The sequence below is a fragment of the Acidobacteriota bacterium genome (assembly GCA_030774055.1).
Classification (GTDB): domain Bacteria; phylum Acidobacteriota; class Terriglobia; order Terriglobales; family Acidobacteriaceae; genus JACPNR01.
Genome location: JALYLW010000161.1, coordinates 1 through 20,994, shown reverse-complemented (window position 1 = coordinate 20,994; position 20,994 = coordinate 1). Strand labels below are relative to the sequence as shown.

Annotated in this window: 19 protein-coding genes; 18 read left to right on the top strand and 1 reads right to left on the bottom strand. The window is 61.4% G+C overall.

The features are described 5' to 3' along the window. The first annotated feature begins 67 nt into the window (after positions 1–67). The 6 genes from M3P27_13270 (at position 68) to M3P27_13245 (ending at position 6,383) form a co-directional block, all read left to right on the top strand. Positions 68–574 carry an NADH-quinone oxidoreductase subunit B gene (locus M3P27_13270; GenBank protein MDP9269276.1) on the top strand — a complete coding sequence of 169 codons (507 nt, stop codon included), beginning with the start codon at positions 68–70 and terminating at the stop codon, positions 572–574. A gap of 67 nt (positions 575–641) precedes the next feature. After that, entirely contained in the window at positions 642–1,664 is a 1,023-nt protein-coding gene (locus tag M3P27_13265; protein MDP9269275.1) for a GHMP kinase, read from the top strand. Continuing rightward, positions 1,665–2,612: a CPBP family intramembrane metalloprotease gene (locus M3P27_13260; protein MDP9269274.1), complete on the top strand. Its 948-nt coding sequence runs from the start codon at positions 1,665–1,667 to the stop codon at positions 2,610–2,612. A 70-nt stretch (positions 2,613–2,682) separates the two neighbouring features. Next, entirely contained in the window at positions 2,683–3,735 is a 1,053-nt protein-coding gene (locus tag M3P27_13255; GenBank protein MDP9269273.1) for a hypothetical protein, read from the top strand. Positions 3,736–3,778: 43 nt separating this feature from the next. Continuing rightward, on the top strand, positions 3,779–5,419 hold the full coding sequence (locus M3P27_13250) for an NAD+ synthase (GenBank protein MDP9269272.1): 1,641 nt from the start codon (positions 3,779–3,781) through the stop codon (positions 5,417–5,419). 139 nt (positions 5,420–5,558) lie between these two features. After that, the gene (locus tag M3P27_13245) at positions 5,559–6,383 is read left to right on the top strand and encodes a thioredoxin domain-containing protein (protein ID MDP9269271.1); all 825 of its coding nucleotides are present in this window, start codon (positions 5,559–5,561) and stop codon (positions 6,381–6,383) included. On the opposite strand, the gene M3P27_13240 is transcribed toward M3P27_13245, so the two are convergent. Beyond that, on the bottom strand, positions 6,384–7,370 hold the full coding sequence (locus tag M3P27_13240; protein ID MDP9269270.1) for a hypothetical protein: 987 nt from the start codon (positions 7,368–7,370) through the stop codon (positions 6,384–6,386). A 128-nt stretch (positions 7,371–7,498) separates the two neighbouring features. On the opposite strand from M3P27_13240, the gene mutS reads away from it, so the two are divergent. The 12 genes from mutS to M3P27_13180 form a co-directional block, all read left to right on the top strand. Continuing rightward, positions 7,499–10,117 carry a DNA mismatch repair protein MutS gene (gene mutS / locus M3P27_13235; protein ID MDP9269269.1) on the top strand — a complete coding sequence of 873 codons (2,619 nt, stop codon included), beginning with the start codon at positions 7,499–7,501 and terminating at the stop codon, positions 10,115–10,117. Between the two features lie 43 nt (positions 10,118–10,160). Then, on the top strand, positions 10,161–11,207 hold the full coding sequence (gene nagZ / locus M3P27_13230; GenBank protein ID MDP9269268.1) for a beta-N-acetylhexosaminidase: 1,047 nt from the start codon (positions 10,161–10,163) through the stop codon (positions 11,205–11,207). Next, positions 11,207–12,355, top strand: a complete 1,149-nt coding sequence (locus M3P27_13225; protein ID MDP9269267.1) for an anhydro-N-acetylmuramic acid kinase — start codon at positions 11,207–11,209, stop codon at positions 12,353–12,355. Before nagZ ends, M3P27_13225 begins: the two co-directional genes overlap by 1 nt. Beyond that, positions 12,348–13,853, top strand: coding sequence for an ABC transporter substrate-binding protein (locus M3P27_13220; protein MDP9269266.1), 1,506 nt, complete (start codon positions 12,348–12,350; stop codon positions 13,851–13,853). Before M3P27_13225 ends, M3P27_13220 begins: the two co-directional genes overlap by 8 nt. 21 nt (positions 13,854–13,874) lie before the next feature. After that, positions 13,875–14,702, top strand: coding sequence for a TIGR00282 family metallophosphoesterase (locus M3P27_13215; protein MDP9269265.1), 828 nt, complete (start codon positions 13,875–13,877; stop codon positions 14,700–14,702). Beyond that, positions 14,699–15,070 carry a hypothetical protein gene (locus tag M3P27_13210; GenBank protein ID MDP9269264.1) on the top strand — a complete coding sequence of 124 codons (372 nt, stop codon included), beginning with the start codon at positions 14,699–14,701 and terminating at the stop codon, positions 15,068–15,070. Before M3P27_13215 ends, M3P27_13210 begins: the two co-directional genes overlap by 4 nt. A 19-nt stretch (positions 15,071–15,089) precedes the next feature. Further along, positions 15,090–16,937 (top strand): type II and III secretion system protein, encoded by a 1,848-nt coding sequence (locus M3P27_13205; protein MDP9269263.1) that lies wholly within the window; start codon positions 15,090–15,092, stop codon positions 16,935–16,937. Positions 16,938–16,959: 22 nt separating this feature from the next. Continuing rightward, positions 16,960–17,322: a hypothetical protein gene (locus tag M3P27_13200; GenBank protein ID MDP9269262.1), complete on the top strand. Its 363-nt coding sequence runs from the start codon at positions 16,960–16,962 to the stop codon at positions 17,320–17,322. 131 nt (positions 17,323–17,453) lie between these two features. Continuing rightward, positions 17,454–18,275: a cytochrome c biogenesis protein gene (locus M3P27_13195; GenBank protein ID MDP9269261.1), complete on the top strand. Its 822-nt coding sequence runs from the start codon at positions 17,454–17,456 to the stop codon at positions 18,273–18,275. Then, complete coding sequence (gene hemA, locus M3P27_13190; GenBank protein MDP9269260.1) at positions 18,272–19,549, top strand: glutamyl-tRNA reductase; 1,278 nt, start codon at positions 18,272–18,274, stop codon at positions 19,547–19,549. Before M3P27_13195 ends, hemA begins: the two co-directional genes overlap by 4 nt. Further along, complete coding sequence (gene hemC, locus M3P27_13185; protein ID MDP9269259.1) at positions 19,549–20,484, top strand: hydroxymethylbilane synthase; 936 nt, start codon at positions 19,549–19,551, stop codon at positions 20,482–20,484. The genes hemA and hemC overlap by 1 nt, the downstream gene beginning before the upstream one ends. A gap of 50 nt (positions 20,485–20,534) precedes the next feature. Beyond that, on the top strand, positions 20,535–20,994 hold a 460-nt coding region (locus M3P27_13180), incomplete at its 3' end, for a uroporphyrinogen-III synthase (protein ID MDP9269258.1).

Here is a 20,994-nt window from a genome sequence, read left to right as displayed (position 1 = left end):
CGAAGTGCCCGAGACGGGCGACCAGCGATTTCTGAACACCGTGGGCGACCCACAGGACCTGCGGCAGATGGTGCGCGCGACCTTTGGTGGCGACGCGGACCAGGAAGGCGTGATCCTCACCACGCTCGACAAGGCGGTCAACTGGGTGCGCAAGAGCTCCATCTGGCCGATGACGTTCGGTTTGGCATGCTGTGCCATCGAGATGATGGCCATGGGCGCGTCGCGTTTTGACATCGCGCGCTTTGGGGCTGAGGTCTTTCGTCCTTCGCCGCGGCAGGCCGACCTGATGATCATCGCCGGTCGTGTCTCGCAGAAGATGGCTCCCGTGATCAAACAGCTCTACGAACAGATGCCGGAACCCAAGTGGGTGATCTCCATGGGCGCCTGCGCGACCTCGGGCGGCGTGTTCAACAACTACGCCCTGGTCCAGGGCGTGAACCAGGTGATACCGGTAGACGTCTATGTCCCCGGATGCCCTCCGCGTCCGGAGCAGCTGATCTACGCCATCACGCTGTTGCAGGAGAAGATCGCGCAAGAGCGCGGTTCCTTCAAGCGGGCTTTGAACCTCGAGTAAGCTAACCGCGAGTAACCCTTACAAGCAAAGGAGAAGTAAGCGGACGAGGTGTCCGCGGCTACGCGGCATGGAGAAAAAGGGAACCATCGTTGCGCACGCGGCGTGCCGCGTCGACCTCGCGGGCGGCACCTTGGACATCTGGCCGTTGTACCTGTTCCATCCCGGAGCCGTCACGGTGAATTTCGCCGTGAACATCCTCACCCGCTGTCGCATTGCGCCGCTGCCCGGCAAGAGGATCCACCTGAAGTCAATCGACACGAAGCGCGAAGAAACTTTCGTCGACGTTGCCGCCTTGTGCCGTACAAAGAGTTACAAGCATCCGTTGGCCGCGTATCTGGTGCGGTTCTTCCAGCCGGAGGGTGGTCTTGAGATCGAGACGAACTCGGAGTCGCCCGCCGGCGCTGGCATCGCAGGTTCGTCGGCCCTGATGGTCGCCACGACGGCGGCGCTGGCCCGCTGGACCGGACGCAAGCTCTCGCGCGAAGAGATCCGAACGATCGCGCAGAACGTGGAAGCCCAACTCATCCAGGTGCCGACTGGTTGTCAGGATTACTATCCAGCGCTTTACGGTGGAGTGAATGCTATCCAGCTAGAACCCGATGGGATCCACCGCGTGGCGATTTCCGTGCCCCCGAATGAGATCGAGTCACGTTTCGTGCTGGCCTACACCGGGGCGCCGCGGCGATCGGGAATCAACAATTGGGAAGTCTTCCAGGCGCACATCAACGGTGACCGGCGAGTGGTGCGTAACTTCGATGAGATAGGAAAGATCGCGCGCGGCATGCATCAGGCATTGGCACGCGGGGCCTGGCACGAGGTAGCCAGTCTGTTGCGCGCGGAGTGGAAGCTGCGCCGAACCAATGCGCCGGGGATCACTACGCCATTGATCGACAGGCTGATCGCCGCCGCTACTAAGAACGGCGCGCTGGCAGCGAAGGTCTGCGGCGCAGGCGGCGGTGGTTGCGTCGTATTCTTCGCTCCACCAGAGAAGAGAGAGCAGGTTGCCGAGGCACTGCGCCGCTCCGGTGGCCAAGTACTGCCGTTTAAGGTGGCACGGAACGGCGTGAGCGTGATGGGCGCGCGCAACTGAATGTCGAGGCTGTTCATTGCGCGTGACGAGAGACTGCGCTCGAGCTGGCGCTTCGTGCTTGGCGTGCTTGGCGTAATAGTCGCGGAGTACAGCAGTCGCTTCGTGGCCAGCTCTATTGCCGGCGGCGGTGCGCCGGCGATGTTCGTTTTCATCCAGGAGCCCCTGTCGCTGGGGCTCACGCTGTTGATCTTCAGTGGGCTGCTCGTCGTAGCCGATCGCGTGAATGAGGATCGACTCACTGCCCAAGGACTGCCACGCTCCGGCCCCTGGCTTCGGCAAGGGCTCGACGGCGTCTTACTAGGCGCCGGAATGGTCACGGCCTGCGTCCTCACGGTCCGTCTCCTAGGAAGCGTCAGCTTCACCGTAGAGATATCGGGACGAAGTGTCCCGGCGCTCGCGCTGGTCTGCGGGCTGCTGCTGGTGGCTGCGATGAAGGAGGAAGTGGTATTCCGAGGTTACCCCTTCCAAAGGCTGGTGGAGGCTGGCGGGCCGCGATGGGGGCCGGTGCTTGGGATCACGGTGCTGTCCGTCTTATTCGGGCTGGTGCACTGGGGCAATCCGAGCCGCACAATATTTTCCACGGCCAACACGGTGCTGATCGGGGTGGTGCTCGCAGTCGCATATCTGCGGACACGGGCGCTTTGGCTTCCGATCGGCATACATTTCGGTTGGAACTTCATGTTGGGAGCGGTCTTCGGGCTGCCGGTGAGTGGGTTGAACGCTTTTGCTGTGTTCGTGCACGGGCGTGCTATTGGGCCTCTATGGCTTACCGGTGGCGATTACGGGATCGAGGCTAGCGCAGTGGCTACCGTAGTCGTTCTGCTCTCGCTGCCTGCCATCTTTTCCCTCTACCGGCCACCCACGGCCGGGCTGGAAGTCATCAACGATCAGTCGAGGAAACCGGTACTTCGCGTGGACGTAGGTGGCGCTGGCGGCACCCAATCCTAAGCAGCTGGATCGGTAGAGTTCGGCTTGCAAATCGCTGCTCGAAGGCGAATGATACGCACAGGAACCCGTCATGAGGCGCATACCTTCAGTCCTCCTCGCCCTCTCCGCCCTGCTGCTTGCCCCGCAGTTGTTTGCGGATGGCAACGACACCGCTGCCAAGCCCACGCCGACCGCTCCGATCACGATAGATACGCGTTACAGCATCGTGCGAATGCTCAACGCGGAACGCGTCTTCGTGAAGAAACCGTTTCCGCAAGGGGAGAAGGGACTCGCGATCCGTGACGGTCAAGTCACGCCGGATGATCGTACGCTGATCTCGCTGGTGGCGAACAAAGGGCCGGCCGCGCGTCCCGGCGAGCGGGCGCAGATCACGAACATCGAATTCCGCGACAACAAGATCATCTTCGAGATCAATGGTGGACCGAAGAAGAAGGCGAAATGGTATCAGCGCATCTCGATCGCAGGCTCGGCGGGTGAGACGCCCATCGCTCCCGGACCGAACCCGAATGCTAAAGGTTCCTTCGTTGCGCTAACGTTCGATAAATACGTGCCGAACCTGACGGTCGAACAGGTCAAGCAGATGTTGTTGCCGGTGTTTGATTTCGGTGCGGGCAAGTCGGCGACCGGCCAGTTCGAGCAGAGCCTGCCTCCGAAGGTCCGTAGCGCGGTGAAAAACCACGAGGCGCTGGTGGGGATGAATCGGGAACTGGTCGTCACCGCGATCGGGCGTCCCAGTCAAAAAATACGCGAGAAGGATGGCGAGATCGAGTACGAAGAGTGGCTCTACGGCACGCCGCCGGCTGACATGCAGTTTATTCGCTTCATCGGCGACGAAGTCACGCAGATCAAGATCATGAAGCAGGATGGTACCAAGATCGTGCGCACCGAGCGCGAGGTGGACTTCCCGAATGCGGGAGCGAGCGCGGTGGCGCAGCGCGCCCCGGCGCCAAAGCCGGCGAGCGCCGAACAACGCCCGTCGTTGCGCCCCGCAGGGGAAGCACCGACGGAAGGGGATTCCGTGATCCGGCCACAAACACCGCCCGTCATGACTCCGGACAACGGCGGGCCCCGCATGCCAGACGGCAGCAGCGTGCCAGATAATCCCGGCAGCCCCCCGCGTTAGGCTTGGTTTTGCCGAAGCCTTTCGCCCCCGTTACACTGATAGCGTGAAGATCGCGCTTGGGCAGATCAACACAACGGTCGGTGATTTTCGCGGCAATGCGGAGAAGATCATCGAATACTCTCGGCGCGCCGCTGCTGACGGCGCGGGATTGATTCTCTTTCCAGAACTCTCTATCTGTGGCTACCCACCCCGCGATCTGCTAGAAAAGCCAGCCTTCCTACAAAGAAATGGTGAGAGTGCCGCGAAGATCGCAGCCGCAACCCGCGGAATCGCCGTGATCTGTGGAGCGGTCACGCCCGCGCGCCAGGAGGCCGGCAAACGAGTGATGAACTCGGCCTTATTGTTGCGCGACGGAAAGGTCGACTTCGTCCAGTCAAAGATGTTACTTCCTACCTATGACGTCTTCGATGAGTTGAGACATTTTGCACCTGCCGAAAAGCAAGAGCTGTTGCCATTCTGCGGCAAGCAGATGGCGCTTACCGTTTGCGAAGACGCGTGGAATGACAAGCATTTCTGGCCGCACCGGCTGTACCGTGTCGACCCCGTCGAGCAACTGGTGAAGGCAGGCGGGAACTTCGTGCTCAATATCTCCGCTTCTCCCTGGCACACGGGAAAGCGCGAGACCCGCTGTCGCATGCTCAGGGCGATCGCCACGGAATATCACACGCCGGTCGCACTCGTGAACCAGGTTGGAGGCAATGACAGCCTGGTGTTCGATGGATCTTCGGTCGTTATAGCGCCCGATGGAAGCATCGTGGCACAGGCGAAGTCGTTCGAAGAGGACCTGGTGTACTTCGATCCGGATGTGTTGACCGGTGAAGTGCATGCGCAGGTGACTGGCCGAGAGGCCAGCGCCTATGCCGCGCTGGTGATGGGAACGCGGGACTATGTACGGAAATGCGGGTTCAGGCAGGTGTTGGTCGGGTTGAGTGGGGGCATCGATTCGGCACTGGTGGCATGCATCGCCGCGGATGCACTCGGCCCGGAGCACGTTATGGGGATAGGGATGCCGACGAGGTTTTCGTCCTCGGGAAGCATCGAGGACGCTCGTTCCCTGGCTCGCAACCTGGGCATCGGGTTTGAGGTCATCCCGATCGAAGAGATCTATGAAGCGTATCTTGCGGCACTCAAACCTGCTTTCCAGGGATGTAAGGAAGACGTGACGGAAGAGAATATCCAATCCCGCGTCCGCGGCGCCACCTTGATGGCGCTTTCGAACAAGCGAGGCGCGCTCGTGCTCAGCACGGGGAACAAATCGGAGCTCGCGGTCGGATACTGCACGCTTTATGGCGACATGGTAGGCGGGCTTGCCGTCATTTCCGATGTGCCGAAGACGATGGTCTACCGCTTGTCGAATTGGGTGAATCGGGAACGAGAGCGCATCCCGAAGGCGACCATTGAGAAGCCGCCATCCGCCGAACTGCGTCCCGGCCAGAAAGACACGGACACCTTGCCGACATACGACACCCTGGATGCGATCCTCGAAGACTACGTCGAGGATTACAAGTCCGCGGAAGAGATCGCGAAGGCACGGAAGTTTGATCTCGTTCTGGTGAAGACCATCATCGTAATGATCGAGCGATCGGAATACAAGCGACAACAGGCAGCGCCGGGCTTGAAGATCACGGAAAAGGCATTTGGCACCGGTCGGCGTTTCCCCATTGCCCAGAAATTCGACGGCTGACTGTTAGCCAGGTAGCCTAGATGGCTTCTGAGGAGATCCTTTGAAGAGTTTCATCGTCTTGATCGCTTTGAGCGCCTTGGGTTTTTCTCAACCAGGTGCGGCACAGAGAAAACCTGCATCCAAGGGGACCGCCACCACCGTGAAGTCCGGCACCGCGGCTCCGGCGGCGCTGCCCGCGAGAGAAACCGTGGACTCTTTCATCAGGCACTACTTCGGCTATAACCCATCGTTCAGCTGGAAGATCGATTCGATCCAGGCATCGGAAGCGCCCGGCCTAGCTGCGGTGATGATGACCTATAGCGCTGGCGATCAGCCGCAGCGCATGCGCTTCTACGTTACCGCAGACGGTGAGCACGCCATCTTCGGCGATGCTGTCCCTTTCGGAGCGGACCCTTTCATTGACGAGCGCCGCACGCTCGAGCAGAAGGCGAATGGCGCCGCGGAAGGGGCAGCAAAGCCGGCTGTGCTCATCGTCGAGTTCAGCGATCTTCAATGTCCGCACTGTAAGGTGGCGTTTCCCACTTTGCAGCAACTAGGGAAGGAAGAGCCGCAAGCCAAGATCATCTTCCAGCATTTCCCGCTGCCGATGCATGACTGGGCACAGAAGGCGGCTCAGTATGCGGTCTGCGTTGGGCAGAAGAGCGATGATGCTTTCTGGAGGTTTGCCGAGGCCGTCTTCGACGCGCAAAGCACCATCACTGGGTCGACTGCCGACACTAAGCTGACGGAATTGGCGACCACCGCGGGAGCGGATGGGAAGGCGACGGCGGCTTGCGCCGCATTACCCGCAACAGCCCAGGCGGTGAAGCGTTCGTTCGATCTGGGTCGAGAGCTGAAAGTAGACGCCACGCCGACGGTGTTCATCAACGGACGCCGGATCTCCTCGATCAGCGCGCTACCTTATGAGGAGTTGAAAGCGATGGTGGAGTTCGAGATCAAGATGGCGCACGAAAGCGGCAAGTGATCAGCCGATGCCGGCCTCGCGCAGCCGTGCCGCCGCTGTCTCACTCGTTACCGGGGTGAAGTAAACCTCTTTGAAACTGTAGGACTTTGCCTTGCGCGCCAGGATAGGCAGGATCTCGATGTGCCAGTGGTAGTCCTCATCGATGGTCCGCCAATATTCCAGCACGTCGGATTTATGCAGGGTGTTAGGGGTGGTGTGCAGCACGAGGTGGAAATCCTCCGTCACAGTACGGATGCGCCGCAGCGTCCTTTTCAGCAGCGAAGCGAGGTCACGCAGGTTGTGGTGGCGCGTCAGCACGCCTTGCTCAAAGGCAGCTTGATGCGAGCGCGGCATGAGCCAGATCTCGTAAGGAACGCGCGGCGCATACGGGCACGAAGCCACGTAGTCGCCGACGGATTCCACCAGTCGGACTGCTTGCCGCTCCTCTTGCGCCAAGATGTCACAGAAAACGCAGCGCTCTTTCTGCGCGTGATACTCGCGGCCCGAACGTAGCTCGTAGAGCACCCGGCGAGGAACAAAGGTGGTCGCAGTCAGCTGCGAGGTGGGATGCTCGTATTCCTGACCGGCAACCGCACCGTGATTCTTGAAGACAGTGATGTACTTGAAGCGGCGGTCCTTCTTGAGATCCTGGATGCGTTGCGCCGCCAGCGAGAGAAAGTTCTCGACCTCAGCTTCGGGCGCGTCCCATATCTGACGGTCATGGCGCGGATTCTCGACGAGCACCTCGTGTGCGCCGACGGCCCGCATGCGGTCATAGAGCCCATCGCCGCGGCGGGCGGGGTCGCCTTCGATGCGATATACCGGTTGCGGATGCACTACCGCCCGTGACCCCCACGGGAATCCCTCTGCGGAACCGGCCGAGGCGATGACCTGTTGGGCATTCGGCTCGCCGGGGCAGTAAGGACAACCTTCGGGCCGCGAACGTTCAAGCGGCTCGTCGCCGGTGATGACCCAAGAACGCGTGATGGGATCTTTGCGTAGTTCCATGTGCGAGAGTAAAAACGCCGTCCTAGGAAACCACCTTGCGCGGCCCGCGTCAAACCCGTCGAAATCCACAGCAAGAGGCTGTGCGCCCAATTACTATAATCCGCAGCACGCAAGGGGCAATCGCGCGCATGACCGAATCCTCCACGCCATTGATGCGGCAGTACGCCGCCATCAAGAAGGAACACCCGACAGCGTTGCTGTTCTTTCGCCTGGGCGATTTCTACGAGTTGTTTTTCGACGACGCTGTCGTCGCCGCTCGCGAATTGCAGATCACGCTCACGTCGCGGAATAAAGAAAAGGGGCAGGCCGTCCCGATGTGCGGCGTGCCCTATCACTCGGCCGAGGGTTATCTCTCGAAGTTGCTGCGGAAGGGCTTCAAGGTCGCTATCTGCGAACAGATGGAAGACCCCAAAAAATCCAAGACGCTGGTGCGCCGCGAGGTGACTCGCGTGCTTACGCCGGGGACCGCGGTAGATTCCGGTTTGGCATCGGAGGAAAACAACTTTCTGGCCGCGTACGCGAGCGTAGCCGACGGCTTCGGGTTCGCGGCACTTGACCTCTCGACCGGAGAATTCCGAGCGACCGAGTTCCGGGGAGAGGACGCCCAGCGGCGTGTGCTCGACGAACTGCAACAACTGAGACCTCGCGAGGTATTGTTTGGCTCATCGATGCCGCTGTTCGATCGGCAAGAGCGGCGCGACGGCAGCACCGGATTCACCGAGACTCCTCTAGACGACTGGATCTTCGCCCCTGATTACGCCATTCCGCAGGTCGAGAACCACTTTGGGGTGCTTTCCCTAGAGGGCTTTGGTCTTGCCGGACGGCCGGCAGCCGCCGCGTCGGCCGGGGCCATCCTGCATTACGTTCGCTCCACACAACGGGGCTCGCTTGCGCACGTTGACCGCATTGGCTACTACGAGCGGCAGAACTGTCTCGTACTCGATGCCGTCACGGTGCGCAATCTGGAACTGATTGAGCCGCTGTTCGCCAGCTCCGGTAGCGAGGTCACGCTCTATCGCGCGCTCGATGAAACGGCTACCCCAATGGGAAAGCGCCTCCTAAGGGCGTGGCTGCTTCGTCCCTCTCTCGATCGGGCGGAGATCGACGGTCGCCTTGACGTGGTCGAGGCGGTGACTGCCGAAGTGATGGGCCGTGAAGAGCTGCGGCGTTCGCTCGACGGCATCCTAGACCTGGAACGATTACTCAGCCGCGTGACACTAGAGACGGCGAATCCGCGCGACCTACTGGCATTCGCGGTCTCAGCAGCGAAGATCCCTGGTGTAAGAGCGTGCGTCGCCCGCTTCAAGGCAAAGCGTCTAGGCGAGCTCCACCGCTTGCTCGATGAGCTCGGGGACATTCGCGAGCTCATCGAGAAGGCGCTGGTAGATGAGCCCCCGCTCAGTTTTGCTGACGGCGGGGTTATCAGAAGCGGCATGGACCGCGAGCTCGACGAGCTGCGCGACATCAGCCGCAACAGCAAGCAGTACTTGGCACGGATCGAGGAGCGCGAGCGAAAACGCACGGGGATAGGATCCCTGAAGATCAAATTCAACAGTGTCTTCGGCTACTACATTGAGATATCGAAAGCAAACCTGCACCTCGCACCGACGGACTACGAGCGCAAGCAGACTCTTGTCAACGCCGAACGTTTCACCACGCCCGAGCTGAAGCAATACGAGACGAAGATCCTCGAGGCACAGGAGAAGATCGTCGAGATCGAGCGGCGCCTCTTCACTGAACTGCGTGCCGCGATCGCGGCGGAGGCTAAGCGCATTCGGCAGACCGCGTTGGCGCTGGCGGAAATCGACGTGCTCGCCTGCTTTGCGCATCTTGCCGCCACCCGTGATTACTGCCGGCCCAAGCTCGATGACTCTGGCGACCTGGAGATCATCGAAGGTCGCCATCCAGTGGTCGAGCGACAAGAACTGATGCAGATTGCCGATCGCTTCGTCCCTAACGATCTTTACCTCAACAGCGGCGCACAGACGATCGTGGTATTGACCGGGCCCAACATGGGCGGGAAGTCGACGTATCTGCGGCAAGCGGCGCTGATCGTGATCATGGCGCAGATGGGCAGCTTTGTGCCGGCGCGTGCGGTGCGGTTGACGGCCGTCGATCGTGTGTTCACCCGCATCGGCGCGAGTGACAATCTTGCACGCGGGCGCTCCACGTTCATGGTCGAGATGACGGAGACGGCAGCGATCCTCAACACCGCAACGCCGAAGTCGCTCCTCCTACTCGACGAGATGGGACGCGGCACTGCCACCTATGATGGCCTGGCATTAGCCTGGGCGGCGATTGAATACCTGCATGCGCGAACCCGAGCGAAGGCGCTGTTCGCGACGCACTATCACGAACTGACCGAACTTGCCGCTGACCTGCCGGGAGTGAAGAACTATCACGTCTCAGTCAAGGAGTCCGCCGGCGGCATTGTGTTCCTGCGCAAAGTCGAGCCAGGCGCAGCGGACCGCAGCTACGGCATCGAGGTGGCGAAATTGGCTGGGCTGCCGCCGGAGGTGATCAGTCGTGCGCGTGAAGTGCTCCTGCGGCACGAGAGCGCCGAGCAGCGCGTGTCCGAGGAACTTACCCATGGAAGTCCGACAGCGAGTTCCGGCGCAGCGCAGCTGACGATCTTTACGCCGCTATCGCAGAAGATCGTGGACGCGCTGAGAGAGACCGACATCGAACGCCTCACGCCGCTCGAGGCCCTCAACCTACTCAACGAACTCAAGAAACAGGTCGACTGAGCTGATGCCTGACATCCGTCGTGCCGCTGGACAGTTGCTCATCATGGGATTTGACGGCAGTTCAGTCGGACCCTCCCTCCGCAGGATCCTGGCGGAGACAAGACCTGGCGGCGTGATCCTGTTCGCACGCAACCTGGAAACCGCGCGGCAGACGCACCAGCTGCTGCGCAGCTGCCGCCAGGACATCGGGAGTCCCGCGTTCCTTTGCGTGGACATGGAGGGCGGCACGGTCGATCGATTGAAGAGCGTTGTCTGTCCCGTGCCCGCCGCCGACGACGTGTTTGCGAGCGCCGACCGAGGAATGTTTCGCGCTCATGGGCGGATAATCGGCGAAGAGTGTCGGGCCTTGGGCTTCAATACAGACTTCGCGCCGGTGCTGGATCTGGCATTCGAGGCGTCCCGTGCCGTGCTTGGATCGCGTGCAGTCTCCGCGGATCCAAAGAAAGTAGCGATCTATGCTGGCGACTTCCTGCGCGGTCTTAGGGACGCGCGCGTCCTCGGTTGCGGCAAGCACTTTCCGGGGCTGGGCGAAGCAACTCTGGATACCCATCATGAATTACCGTCAGTCGCGAAGCCGTGGAAGGAGCTATGGAAGGGGGACCTCGCGCCGTATCGGGCGCTGCGGGCACAGCTTCCGTTCGTGATGGTTGGGCACGCGGCTTATCCGGAGGTTGGCGGTGACCGGGCGCCTGCCTCACTCTCCCCGAAGTGGATGGGAGAAGTCCTGCGAGAAAAGATCGGCTACCGCGGCTTGGCGATCTCCGACGACCTCGAGATGGGTGGTGTACTGGCTGCTGCATCGATTGAGGACGCAGCCGTTCAGACGTTGCGTGCCGGCGCCGACCTCTATCTTGTCTGCCACGATGAGGCGCACGTCACGGGTACCTACGAGGCAGTCGTAAGGGAGGCCGAGCGCGACCGCAAGTTCGCGCTCCTCATCGAGGGACGCGCGCGCCGCGTGTTCGCGTATAAGAAAAGGGTGGCAGCCTGGCTAAGGCAGTCGCCGGCGCCAACAATGAGGACGGTGGAACGACTGCGCACCGGAGTGAAGAAGTTCGAGGACGCGCTGCATCGGCGGCTGGCATTCTGATGATAGTGGCCGGGGTGATGAGCGGAACTTCCGCCGACGGCATCGACGTCGCCATCGTTCGTTTGCTTGGGCATGGACTGGCGACGCGGGTGAAGCTCTTAGGGCACACCCACGTGGAGTATCCGCCCGCGGTGCGGGCGGTCGTGCTCGCGGCGATGAACGCTTCGATGGCGAACGTGGCCGACTTGGCACGGTTGAACTTCACCCTCGGCGAGCTCTATGCCGAAGCCGTGATCGAGGCGCGGCACAAGGTAGGGGTAAAGGTGGATCTTGTCGGCTGCCACGGGCAGACGATCTATCACCAAGGCGTGTCGGCGCCGTACCTCGGTGGCCCAATCGCCTGCACCTGGCAGACCGGAGAGGGCGCCATCATAGCCGTCCGGACAGGTGCGCCGGTCGTCTCGGACTTTCGCCCGGCCGACATGGCCGCGGGTGGCAAGGGAGCACCGCTGGTCCCATTTCTCGACTACCTCCTCTACCGTCATCGCAAGCGGAACCGCATTGCGCAGAATATCGGTGGGATCGCGAACCTTACTGTCATCCCTGCGGACGCGAAGCCGCAACAAATCGTCGCCTTCGATACTGGTCCGGGAAACATGGTCATCGACGCTTGCATGCAGCACCTTTTTGGCCAGCAGTTCGACCGAAATGGCGAGCTCGCAGCGACCGGAAAGCCCCTGCCGAGGGCACTGACAGAGGCGCTTCACGATCCCTACTTCCGAATGCGGCCCCCGAAAACCGCGGGCAGGGAGGAGTTTGGCCGGGGATTCGTTCGCGTCTTCCTGCGGCATTGCGGTCGCGCGCGCAAGGAAGACATGATTGCGACCGCCACAGCGTTGACGGCGGTGTCCATCGCCGAGAGTGTGCGCCGGTTCGCGTTGTCACGTTTTGGACCTGGCCCAGTGGAGATGATCGCCTCAGGCGGTGGGACGAAGAACCGCACGCTGATACGAATGCTGGGCGATCAGCTCACTCCGATCGGAGTCACCCTGCGGACCATCGACGAGCTCGGCCTTCCCTCAGATGCGAAAGAGGCGGTCGCCTTTGCAGTCTTGGCATATCAGACCTGGCATCGCGAACCATCGAACATGCAGTCCGCGACGGGAGCCAAGCGTCCCGCTATCTTGGGGAAGATCTCGTATGCGTAGGCTGCTGCCGCTATTGCTGCTTTTGCCGCTGCTTGCTTGCACCGCCAAACCTGAGCGGCAGACCCTGGTAATGATCATCGAGGCGAGTCCAGCGAACCTGGATCCGCGCATCGGCACCGACGCTGCCTCGGAGCGCATTGGCTCCCTGATCTTCGATTCGCTGGTGCAACGCGACGAGCACTTCAACCTCCGACCGGCCCTGGCGGAGCGGTGGGAGATCCCTGACCCAAGAACGTACATCTTCCATCTGCGTGGCGGGGTGCGCTTTCACGACGGTCGGCCGCTTACGTCGCGGGACGTGAAGTGGACCTTCGACTCGCTGCTGAAAGGCACGGTGATCAGCGCGCGAGCCGGAGCCTATCGGCTAGTCGATTCGGTCGAGGCGACGGACGACGCCACAGTGGTCTTCCATCTCAAGGAGCCGTACGCGCCGCTGCTGTGGAATGTCTCAAACGGCGCGATGGGCATCGTGCCTTATGGCAGCGGCAAGGACTTCAATCAATCGCTAGTCGGCTCGGGTCCGTTCAAGTTCGTGAGTGCCGAACTGGACGAGGAAGTCGTGCTCGCACGCAACGATGACTACTGGGGCGCCAAGCCGAAGATTCCACGCCTGCGTTTCACCGTGATCCCAGATTCCACTACCCGCGCCCTGGAGCTCGATAAAGGCAGTGCGGACATTGCTATCAACTCACTCACGGCCGATACCGTGGCTACGATCGAGCGCCAGAAGAAACTCACGGTCGAACAGACGGCTGGCACCACGCTCGCATATCTGGCGTTCAACCTTCGCGATCCAGTATTGCGAGACGTCCGGGTACGTCGCGCTCTGGCTTATGCCATCGATCGGCGTCCGATGATCGAATACCTATGGCGCGGCCTGGCGCGTCCGGCGAACAGCGTGCTGCCGCCACAGCATTGGGCCTACGACGGCGACGTGACGCGCTACGACTACGACCCAGCAAAGGCGCGCGCGTTGCTTGATGAGGCAGGCTACAAGCGGGTGAAGAGCGTGCGCTTTCACCTGACGATGAAGACATCGACGGAGGAATCCACGCGCCTGATGGCGGCGGTGCTGCAACAGCAGTTGCGTGAAGTGGGGATCGCGCTCGACATCCGTACTTTCGAGTTCGCAACCTTCTATTCCGACGTACAGAAAGGCTCCTTCCAGCTCTTCTCGCTGCGTTGGATCGGTGGGAACGAGGATCCCGACATCTTCGAGTACGTCTTCTACTCGACCAGCACGCCGCCCAAGCGCGCGAATCGCGGCTACTACGTGAATTCGCGTGCGGATGCGTTGATCGATGCCGGCCGACGCGAGCTCGACCAGGAGAAGCGCAAGGCCATCTACGCCGAACTGCAGAAGATACTGGCCGACGACTTACCGTACATCAATCTCTGGTACCTGGATAACGTCGCGGTGCATACGGCGCGGGTGACCAACGTGCAGGTGAACCCTTCGGGGAATTACGAGTTCCTGCGGCGGGCGGAGCTGCGCTAGCGGCTCTGCTAGTATCGAAGCGTGCGCATCCTTTTCGTTGGCGACGTGTTTGGCCGCGCTGGGCGCGACATCCTCTATAAGCGCTTGCCGGAGCTTGTGCGCGAGCACCGCGTGGACCTCACCATCGTGAACGGCGAGAATGCCGCGGCCGGTTTCGGCATCACGCCGCAGATCGCAGAAGACTTCTTTGCCTCCGGAGTGGACGTGATCACCACCGGCAACCACGTCTGGGACAAGAAAGAGATCTACGACTACCTCGCGGGTAGCAATGGGGCCGCGCACGCGGGCCGGTTGCTGCGTCCGGCAAATTACCCCGCGACCAGTCCTGGTCACGGTCTTTACGAAGGCAAGACGAAATCAGGTATGGCGTACGCAGTGATCAACGTGCAGGGCCGCGTTTTTATGGTGGACAATGACGACCCTTTCCGTGCAGTCGACGAATTGTTAAAACGGGTGAAGGCCAAGGTGGTGTTTGTGGACATGCATGCTGAAGTCACTTCCGAGAAGATGGCGATGGGCTGGTACCTCGATGGGCGGGTGACGGCGGTTGTGGGGACCCATACCCACGTGCCCACGGCCGACCAACGCGTGCTGCCCGGGGGGACGGCGTTTTGCACAGACGTTGGCATGACCGGACCGTATGACAGCGTGATCGGCGTAGAGAAGGAACAGGTGCTGCAACGGTTCCTCACCAACATGCCGGGGAAGTTCTCGCCAGCAAGCGGCGACCCCTGGCTGTGCGCCGTTGTGGTGGACGCTGACGAGCACACCGGCGAAGCACGTTCGATCGAGCACCTTATCCTGAAGGATCAGGCGGAAGGCGCGGCGCGCGCATCCGAAAAGAAGTGAGTCCTAGCTCGAAGGGCCGAGGCTGGCTCGATGGCGACGCTTACCTCTTCGACACCGATGGAACGCTGCTGAACAGCCGCGATGGCGTTCACTATCACGCATTCCACAATGTGATCGCGTCGGTGTTCGGTGTGGCTTCGCATATCGACGGAGTGCCGGTGCACGGCAATACCGACTTGGGCATCGTGCGCGCGGTCCTCGAGCGAGAGGGAGTGCCGGCGGAGCGCTTCGAGAGTGGGATCCCTCAACTTATCGAGCATATGTGCGAGGAGGTCAGCCACAATGCCGGCTGGCCAAGCACCATCCCGACGCGTGCTTTTCATGCTGCGCTGACTTGCTCGCCGGCGACTGACAGACCCGGCGGCTAGCCGAGTACAATGGCGGGTCATGTCTGTGCGCGCCCTCATCGCGGTGCTGCTGCTGGCGGGCTTGGCTTGGGCCGGAGACCCCGCCTCCCCGGTCTGTGCCACCGGGGAGTTTGCGGCGGTTTCCGGATGTACACCCTCCGCCAGCGACATCCGCGATGCCCAACACGCCTTCACGCAAGGGTTGAAGTTAGAAGGGCAAGATAAGCTCGACAGGGCATTTACGTCCTTCGGTCTGGCCCAGCAGCTGGTCCCGTCCCATCCGGAATACATCAGCGCTCGCGAGATCGTCCGCCAGCGGATGGTGATGAAACATCTCGAACGCGGCAACTTCTTTCTGGCGGAGAAACGGCAGGTCGAAGCGCTGGCCGAGTTTCGCAGTGCAGTGGAACTCGATCCCACCAATGATTTCGCTCAACAGCGACTGCGGGACGCCCTCGGTGACGACACCCCAAGGATCTCGGGATCCCTACGGTTGGCCGAGGAATCGAGCGAGACGGAGCTCGCACCGCAGGTGGGAATGCGCGACTTTCATTACCGTGGCGACACTCGTGGGCTGATCGAGGAGGTTGCGCGGCAATTTGGCGTGGCTGCAATCTTTGATGCTTCCTTCACGCCCCGTCCCATCCATTTCAATGTGGAAGGCGCCAACTTTGCTGCTGCGATGGCCACCGCGGCAAGGGTCTCGAAGGCTTTTTGGGTACCGTTGTCCCCTCGGGAGATGTTGGTTGCGGCCGACACGAGCGAGAGCCGTCGCCAGTTCGAACGGATGTCGATGCGTACTTACTATCTCTCGGGCGCGACCTCAGCCGAGGAGCTGAACCAGGTCGCCGGAATATTCCGCAACCTGTTCGATATCCGTTTTATTTCTCTGCATCCGACGCAGTCCGTCATCCAGGTGCGCGGCCCAAAGAGTTCACTGGACGCGGCCAGCCGGCTGATTGAGGATACGGCACGCCGGCGCCCGCAAATCCTGCTCGAGGTCAAGGCATACGAGATCAATCGCAACCTGCTGCGCGAGCTCGGCGTAGCCCTCCCGCTGCAGTTTCGCATCTTCAACATTCCGGCAGCGGCACTCGCGCTGCAACAGAGCCCGGATCTACAGCAACTCATCAATCAACTGATCGCCTCCGGGGGGATCAATCAGGCGAACAGTGCCGACGTGGCAGCCCTGCTTGCGGCACTGAAGGGCCAGCAGGGCGGAATCTTCTCGCAATCCTTTGCTACGTTCGGAGGCGGCCTCTCCTTGAGCGGCATCAGCGTGAGTCCGATCACGCTGAATCTGAACCATCATGAGTCCCAGGCCAAGACGCTTCAACATATGACGCTGCGCGCCGGGGATGGCGCACCTGCAACGTTCATGATCGGAACGCGGTATCCCGTCCTGAATGCGACGTTCTCGCCAGTATTCAACACGCCGGCGCTGGCACGGGTCATCGGGAACAGCAGTTTCATAGCGCCTTTCCCGTCATTTACGTTCGAAGATCTCGGTATCACGCTGAAGACTACGCCGAGGGTGCACGACGCCGGCGAGGTAACGCTGGCGCTCGAGGCCTCGATCAAAGGACTAGGCGGAACGAGCTTGAATGGGATACCGGTGTTGACGAACCGCGAGTACAAAGGAAGCGTACGGCTCAAGGAAGGGGAGAGCGCGATGATACTCGGCTACGTGACAGTAGCGGAGACCAAGTCGCTAGGCGGTCTGCCGGGACTCTCGCTGATCCCCGGCTTGTCGTTCCTGACCAGCAGCCGCCACAAGGAGGTGCAGGAGAGCGAGATCATGCTGATGGTGACTCCGCATATCCTGTCGCCAGGTCGGGCCGGATCCGGCCCCGAGGTGTGGCTACCACCGGCGGCAAGGAACCAATGACCCTGCTGCCAAAGGCCTCGCGATGACCACGCGGCGGATGAAGACCTATACCGCCCAGACCGGCCGCGTGTATCAGTACTACTTCGTTGGCCAGCGGGACGCGATGCCGCAAGACCCTGCGTCACCGGCGGTCGAGTACATTTTTGACGTCACCGCCGACCGCAAGACCATGTTCGCGGTAAGCGTTTATCTCAAACGAAGCGCTATAGAAAGTTGGAAGGCCGCCCACGGCCGTCCTTTGACCGATGCAGAGCAATATGCCGCAGCAAAGCTGCGCCTCTTCCAAGGCTTCGACGAGGTCGAGAGGATGCAGCAGGAAGGCCGCCGGCTGGTCATCGATGGCGCCGCCATTCAGCCCCTGCTGGAGCAGCTTGGCGTCGGATGAGCCCTGAGCAGCTTGTGGTGAACAGAGCGCCGCACACCGGTTTGTGACTTACTCACCGGGGAGGTGCGGCAACCGCCTATAATCTGGTGTTTCCCGCAGATGAGGCCGTCACGATCGCGGGCTAGGTGCTAATGCCGATCTTCTGGTTGCGTGTCGCGCTCTTGTTCTACGGCGTGGGGACGCTCTATGCCCTGAGTGCCCTGGCGCGCCGGAGCGACACCGCAGCCCGCTTCCTGATGCCTCTCGCAGGCCTCGGGCTGGCATTCCACTTCGTCTCGCTCACCGAGCTGACGATCCAAGCCGGTCACTTCGCGCCGGCCACGCTCCACCAGTCCGAATCCCTACTGGCATTCCTGCTGATGCTGTTCTTCGCGGCGATCTTTCTGCGCTATCGCGTGACGTCGCAAGGCATCTTCGTGTTCCCGGTCGTCTTTCTGCTTACATTCGCGGCCGCGATCGCCCAGGAGCCACCACAGTTCACCAGCAGTCCGCTACTGCGCAAGAGTTGGATCATCGTCCACATCGCGCTGATCTTTGCCGGCTATGCGCTCCTGTTCTTTAGCTTTGTCAGCAGCCTTCTTTACATCCTGCAGGAGAGGAATCTCAAGGCGAAGAAGAAGGGTGGCGTGCTCTCGTGGCTGCCGCCGCTCGAGACGCTAGACGAGATCGGTTATCGCTCGCTGTTGCTTGGCTTCCCCTTCATGACCTTCGGCTTGATAGCCGGCGCCGTGGTGGCGAGCGCGGCGTTCGGACCGCGCTTCCTGCTCGATCCCAAGATCCTGCTCTCGGTCCTGATGTGGGCCGTTTACATGGTGCTGCTCTACACCCGGTGGAACTCCGGGTGGCGCGGCCGCAAAGCGGCATATCTGGTCACCTGCGCCTTCATTGCGGCCTTAGCCGCGTGGGGCGCGAACTACATCAGCGGCGTCCACAGTTTCGTGGTGCGGCAATGAGCTTCCAACTCATTGGCGTGAATCACAAGAGCGCGCCGGTCGAGGTGCGCGAGAAGCTTGCCATCCCCGAATCGCGCTTGGCCGAAGTCACGGTCCGGTTGGCGAAGCATCCAGGCGTTGCTGAGGCCATGGTGCTCTCGACCTGCAACCGCGTCGAACTGCTCACGCGCACGACGAATGGCCATGCCGACCTGCGTGGGTTCCTGCGAGAGCATTACCAAGCCGATGTTTCCGCCTACAGTGACTGCCTCTATGAGAGAGAGGGTCCCGACGCGGTGCGACATATCTTTCGCGTCGCCGCATCGCTGGATTCGCTGGTGGTCGGGGAGCCGCAGATCCTCGGGCAGGTGAAAGAGGCGTATGCGACAGCACGAGCTGTGGGCGCTGTCACCTCACAGCTCGATGTGCTGATAGCGCGCTCCTTCGCGGTAGCGAAGCGAGTGCGCTCCGAGACCGCCGTCGGTAGTTCGGCAGTCTCGGTAGCATCGGTGGCAGTCGAGTTAGCGAAACGGATATTCGGTACGCTCGAAGGCCGAAGCGTCTATCTGATAGGCGCAGGCAAGATGAGCGACCTGGCGGCCCGGCACCTTATTGCTCACGGGGCGGGGACGATATTCGTTGCGAATCGGACGTTCGAGCGCGCGGAGGAACTTGCGAAGCGCTTCAACGGCCAGGCATACCTTTTTGAGCAACTCTATGAAACAGTCGACAAAGCCGACATCGTGATCACCTCCACCGGCGCGCCCTTCGCCATCTTCCGCAAAGAGCACGGCAAGCTGTTCCTCGAGCGACGCAAGAATCGGCCCATGTTCTTCATTGATATTGCCGTGCCGCGGGACGTGGACCCGGAGATGGCAAGACTCGACGGCATCTTCGTCTACGACATCGATGACCTTCAGCACGTAGTGGGAGAGCACGTGGCGGGTCGCGAGCATGAGGCTGCGCGCGCCGAGCAGATCGTGGAGGAGGAAGTCAGTAAGTTCCAGGCTCGACTACAGACGCTCTCCGTGGTGCCGACGATCGTCTCGTTGCAGGAGCAGCTCGAGACTATCCGGCAAGCGGAGATCGATCGCGTGCGCGGCCGGCTTGGCAAGCTTACGCCCGAGCAAGAACTCGCGGTCGAGGCGATGACGCGTGGCATAGTGAACAAAGTGCTGCACGCGCCCATTACTACCCTCAAGTCGGTGGCCAAGGAAGCGGAGGCGACCACGGTGATCGACATGATCCGGCGCGTCTTCAATCTCCACGAGAAAAAAGCGGGCGAGGACCGTTGATGCCCCTCCTGCGGATCGGGTCCCGTGGTTCGCAGCTGGCCCTTTGGCAGGCAAACCACGTTGCCGCAGAGCTGCGTAGCCGCGGACTCGAGGTCGAGATCCAGATCATCAAGACCACAGGCGACAAGATCGCCAACGTCGCCCTGGCGCAGGTCGGGACGAAAGGCATGTTCACCAAAGAGATCGAAGAGGCGCTCGACGCCGGAACTGTGGATCTGGCGGTCCACTCGCTCAAAGACCTACCGACTGAGTTAGCTTCACAGTTCGAGATCGCCGCCATCACCAAACGGGAAGATCCGCGCGACGCGTTCATCTCTGCTCACCATGACTCATTGGCCGCGCTGCCCAAGGGCGCTCGTGTGGGAACCAGCAGTCTGCGGCGGCAAGCGCAGCTGCGACAGCTTCGCGCCGATCTGGAGTTACACCCTTTGCGGGGCAATGTGGATACTCGGCTGCGCAAACTTGAATCGGGCGAATATGCGGCCATCATCCTGGCGGCAGCGGGATTGAACCGTTTGGGACTTGGAGGCCACGTTCGCGCCCACTTCGATCCAAGCGAGATGTGCCCGGCGGTGGGGCAAGGGGCGCTGGCGATCGAGGTCCGCACCGGCGACCGTAAGGTGCGCGATGCGCTAGCCTTCCTTGATTCCGCCGAAGATCGCTCCGCCACTGACTGCGAGCGTGCTGTGCTCCGAACTTTGGGGGGAGGATGCCAGGTGCCGATCGGCGCCTACGCACGTGTCAAAGGCGAAGAGATCGCTGTGATGGCCGTCGTTGCCGATCCATCCGGAGGAAGCGTTCTGCGGGAAAGCCGCACCGGCACGGATCCTGAGAGGCTCGGCCGGAGTGTGGGGGAGGCATTGCTGGCGCGAGGAGCTACCAAGATCCTCGAGCAGGTCTACGGCAAGAGCGTGGCAGCGCCTGAGCAGCCGTGAGCGCATCTGGCCGTAAGTCCGCGAGAAGGCCGCTAACTGGACTACGGGTTTTGATCACCCGGGCGCGTAAGCAGGCGGGCGCGCTGGCCGATCTCCTGCGCAAGCGCGGCGCAGTCGTGAGTCAGGTCCCTACCATCGAGATACGGGCGCCACGGAGCTACCGGCGGTTGGATGCGGCGCTCGCTGATATCACACGCTTCGACTGGCTCATTCTCACCAGCGTAAACGGCGTTGATGCGCTTTTCGCGCGGCTACAACGGCACAAGGTACCACCAGAAACACTTCGTAAACTCAAAGTCGCAGCGATCGGACCGGCGACCCGGGAGGCGCTGAGGGCTCACGGAGTGCCCACCGACGTGATGCCGCAGGATTACGTGGCTGAAGCAGTGGTGCGCGAACTTAGATACAAAGTAAAAGGGAAGCGCGTTCTGCTTGTGCGCGCTCGAGTCGCGCGCGACGTGATCCCGCGCGAGCTGCGTCGCGCAGGAGCGAAGGTGACCGTGGTGGAAG

Excerpts from the sequence above, each read along its gene's own strand:
- M3P27_13270 (MDP9269276.1), top strand. The coding sequence starts at position 68 with ATGGTGCGCGCGACCTTTGGTGGCGACGCGGACCAGGAAGGCGTGATC.
- M3P27_13265 (MDP9269275.1), top strand. The coding sequence starts at position 642 with ATGGAGAAAAAGGGAACCATCGTTGCGCACGCGGCGTGCCGCGTCGAC.
- M3P27_13260 (MDP9269274.1), top strand. The coding sequence starts at position 1,665 with ATGTCGAGGCTGTTCATTGCGCGTGACGAGAGACTGCGCTCGAGCTGG.
- M3P27_13255 (MDP9269273.1), top strand. The coding sequence starts at position 2,683 with ATGAGGCGCATACCTTCAGTCCTCCTCGCCCTCTCCGCCCTGCTGCTT.
- M3P27_13240 (MDP9269270.1), bottom strand. The coding sequence starts at position 7,370 with ATGGAACTACGCAAAGATCCCATCACGCGTTCTTGGGTCATCACCGGC.
- mutS (MDP9269269.1), top strand. The coding sequence starts at position 7,499 with ATGACCGAATCCTCCACGCCATTGATGCGGCAGTACGCCGCCATCAAG.
- nagZ (MDP9269268.1), top strand. The coding sequence starts at position 10,161 with ATGGGATTTGACGGCAGTTCAGTCGGACCCTCCCTCCGCAGGATCCTG.
- M3P27_13225 (MDP9269267.1), top strand. The coding sequence starts at position 11,207 with ATGATAGTGGCCGGGGTGATGAGCGGAACTTCCGCCGACGGCATCGAC.
- M3P27_13220 (MDP9269266.1), top strand. The coding sequence starts at position 12,348 with ATGCGTAGGCTGCTGCCGCTATTGCTGCTTTTGCCGCTGCTTGCTTGC.
- M3P27_13205 (MDP9269263.1), top strand. The coding sequence starts at position 15,090 with ATGTCTGTGCGCGCCCTCATCGCGGTGCTGCTGCTGGCGGGCTTGGCT.
- M3P27_13200 (MDP9269262.1), top strand. The coding sequence starts at position 16,960 with ATGACCACGCGGCGGATGAAGACCTATACCGCCCAGACCGGCCGCGTG.
- M3P27_13195 (MDP9269261.1), top strand. The coding sequence starts at position 17,454 with ATGCCGATCTTCTGGTTGCGTGTCGCGCTCTTGTTCTACGGCGTGGGG.
- hemA (MDP9269260.1), top strand. The coding sequence starts at position 18,272 with ATGAGCTTCCAACTCATTGGCGTGAATCACAAGAGCGCGCCGGTCGAG.
- hemC (MDP9269259.1), top strand. The coding sequence starts at position 19,549 with ATGCCCCTCCTGCGGATCGGGTCCCGTGGTTCGCAGCTGGCCCTTTGG.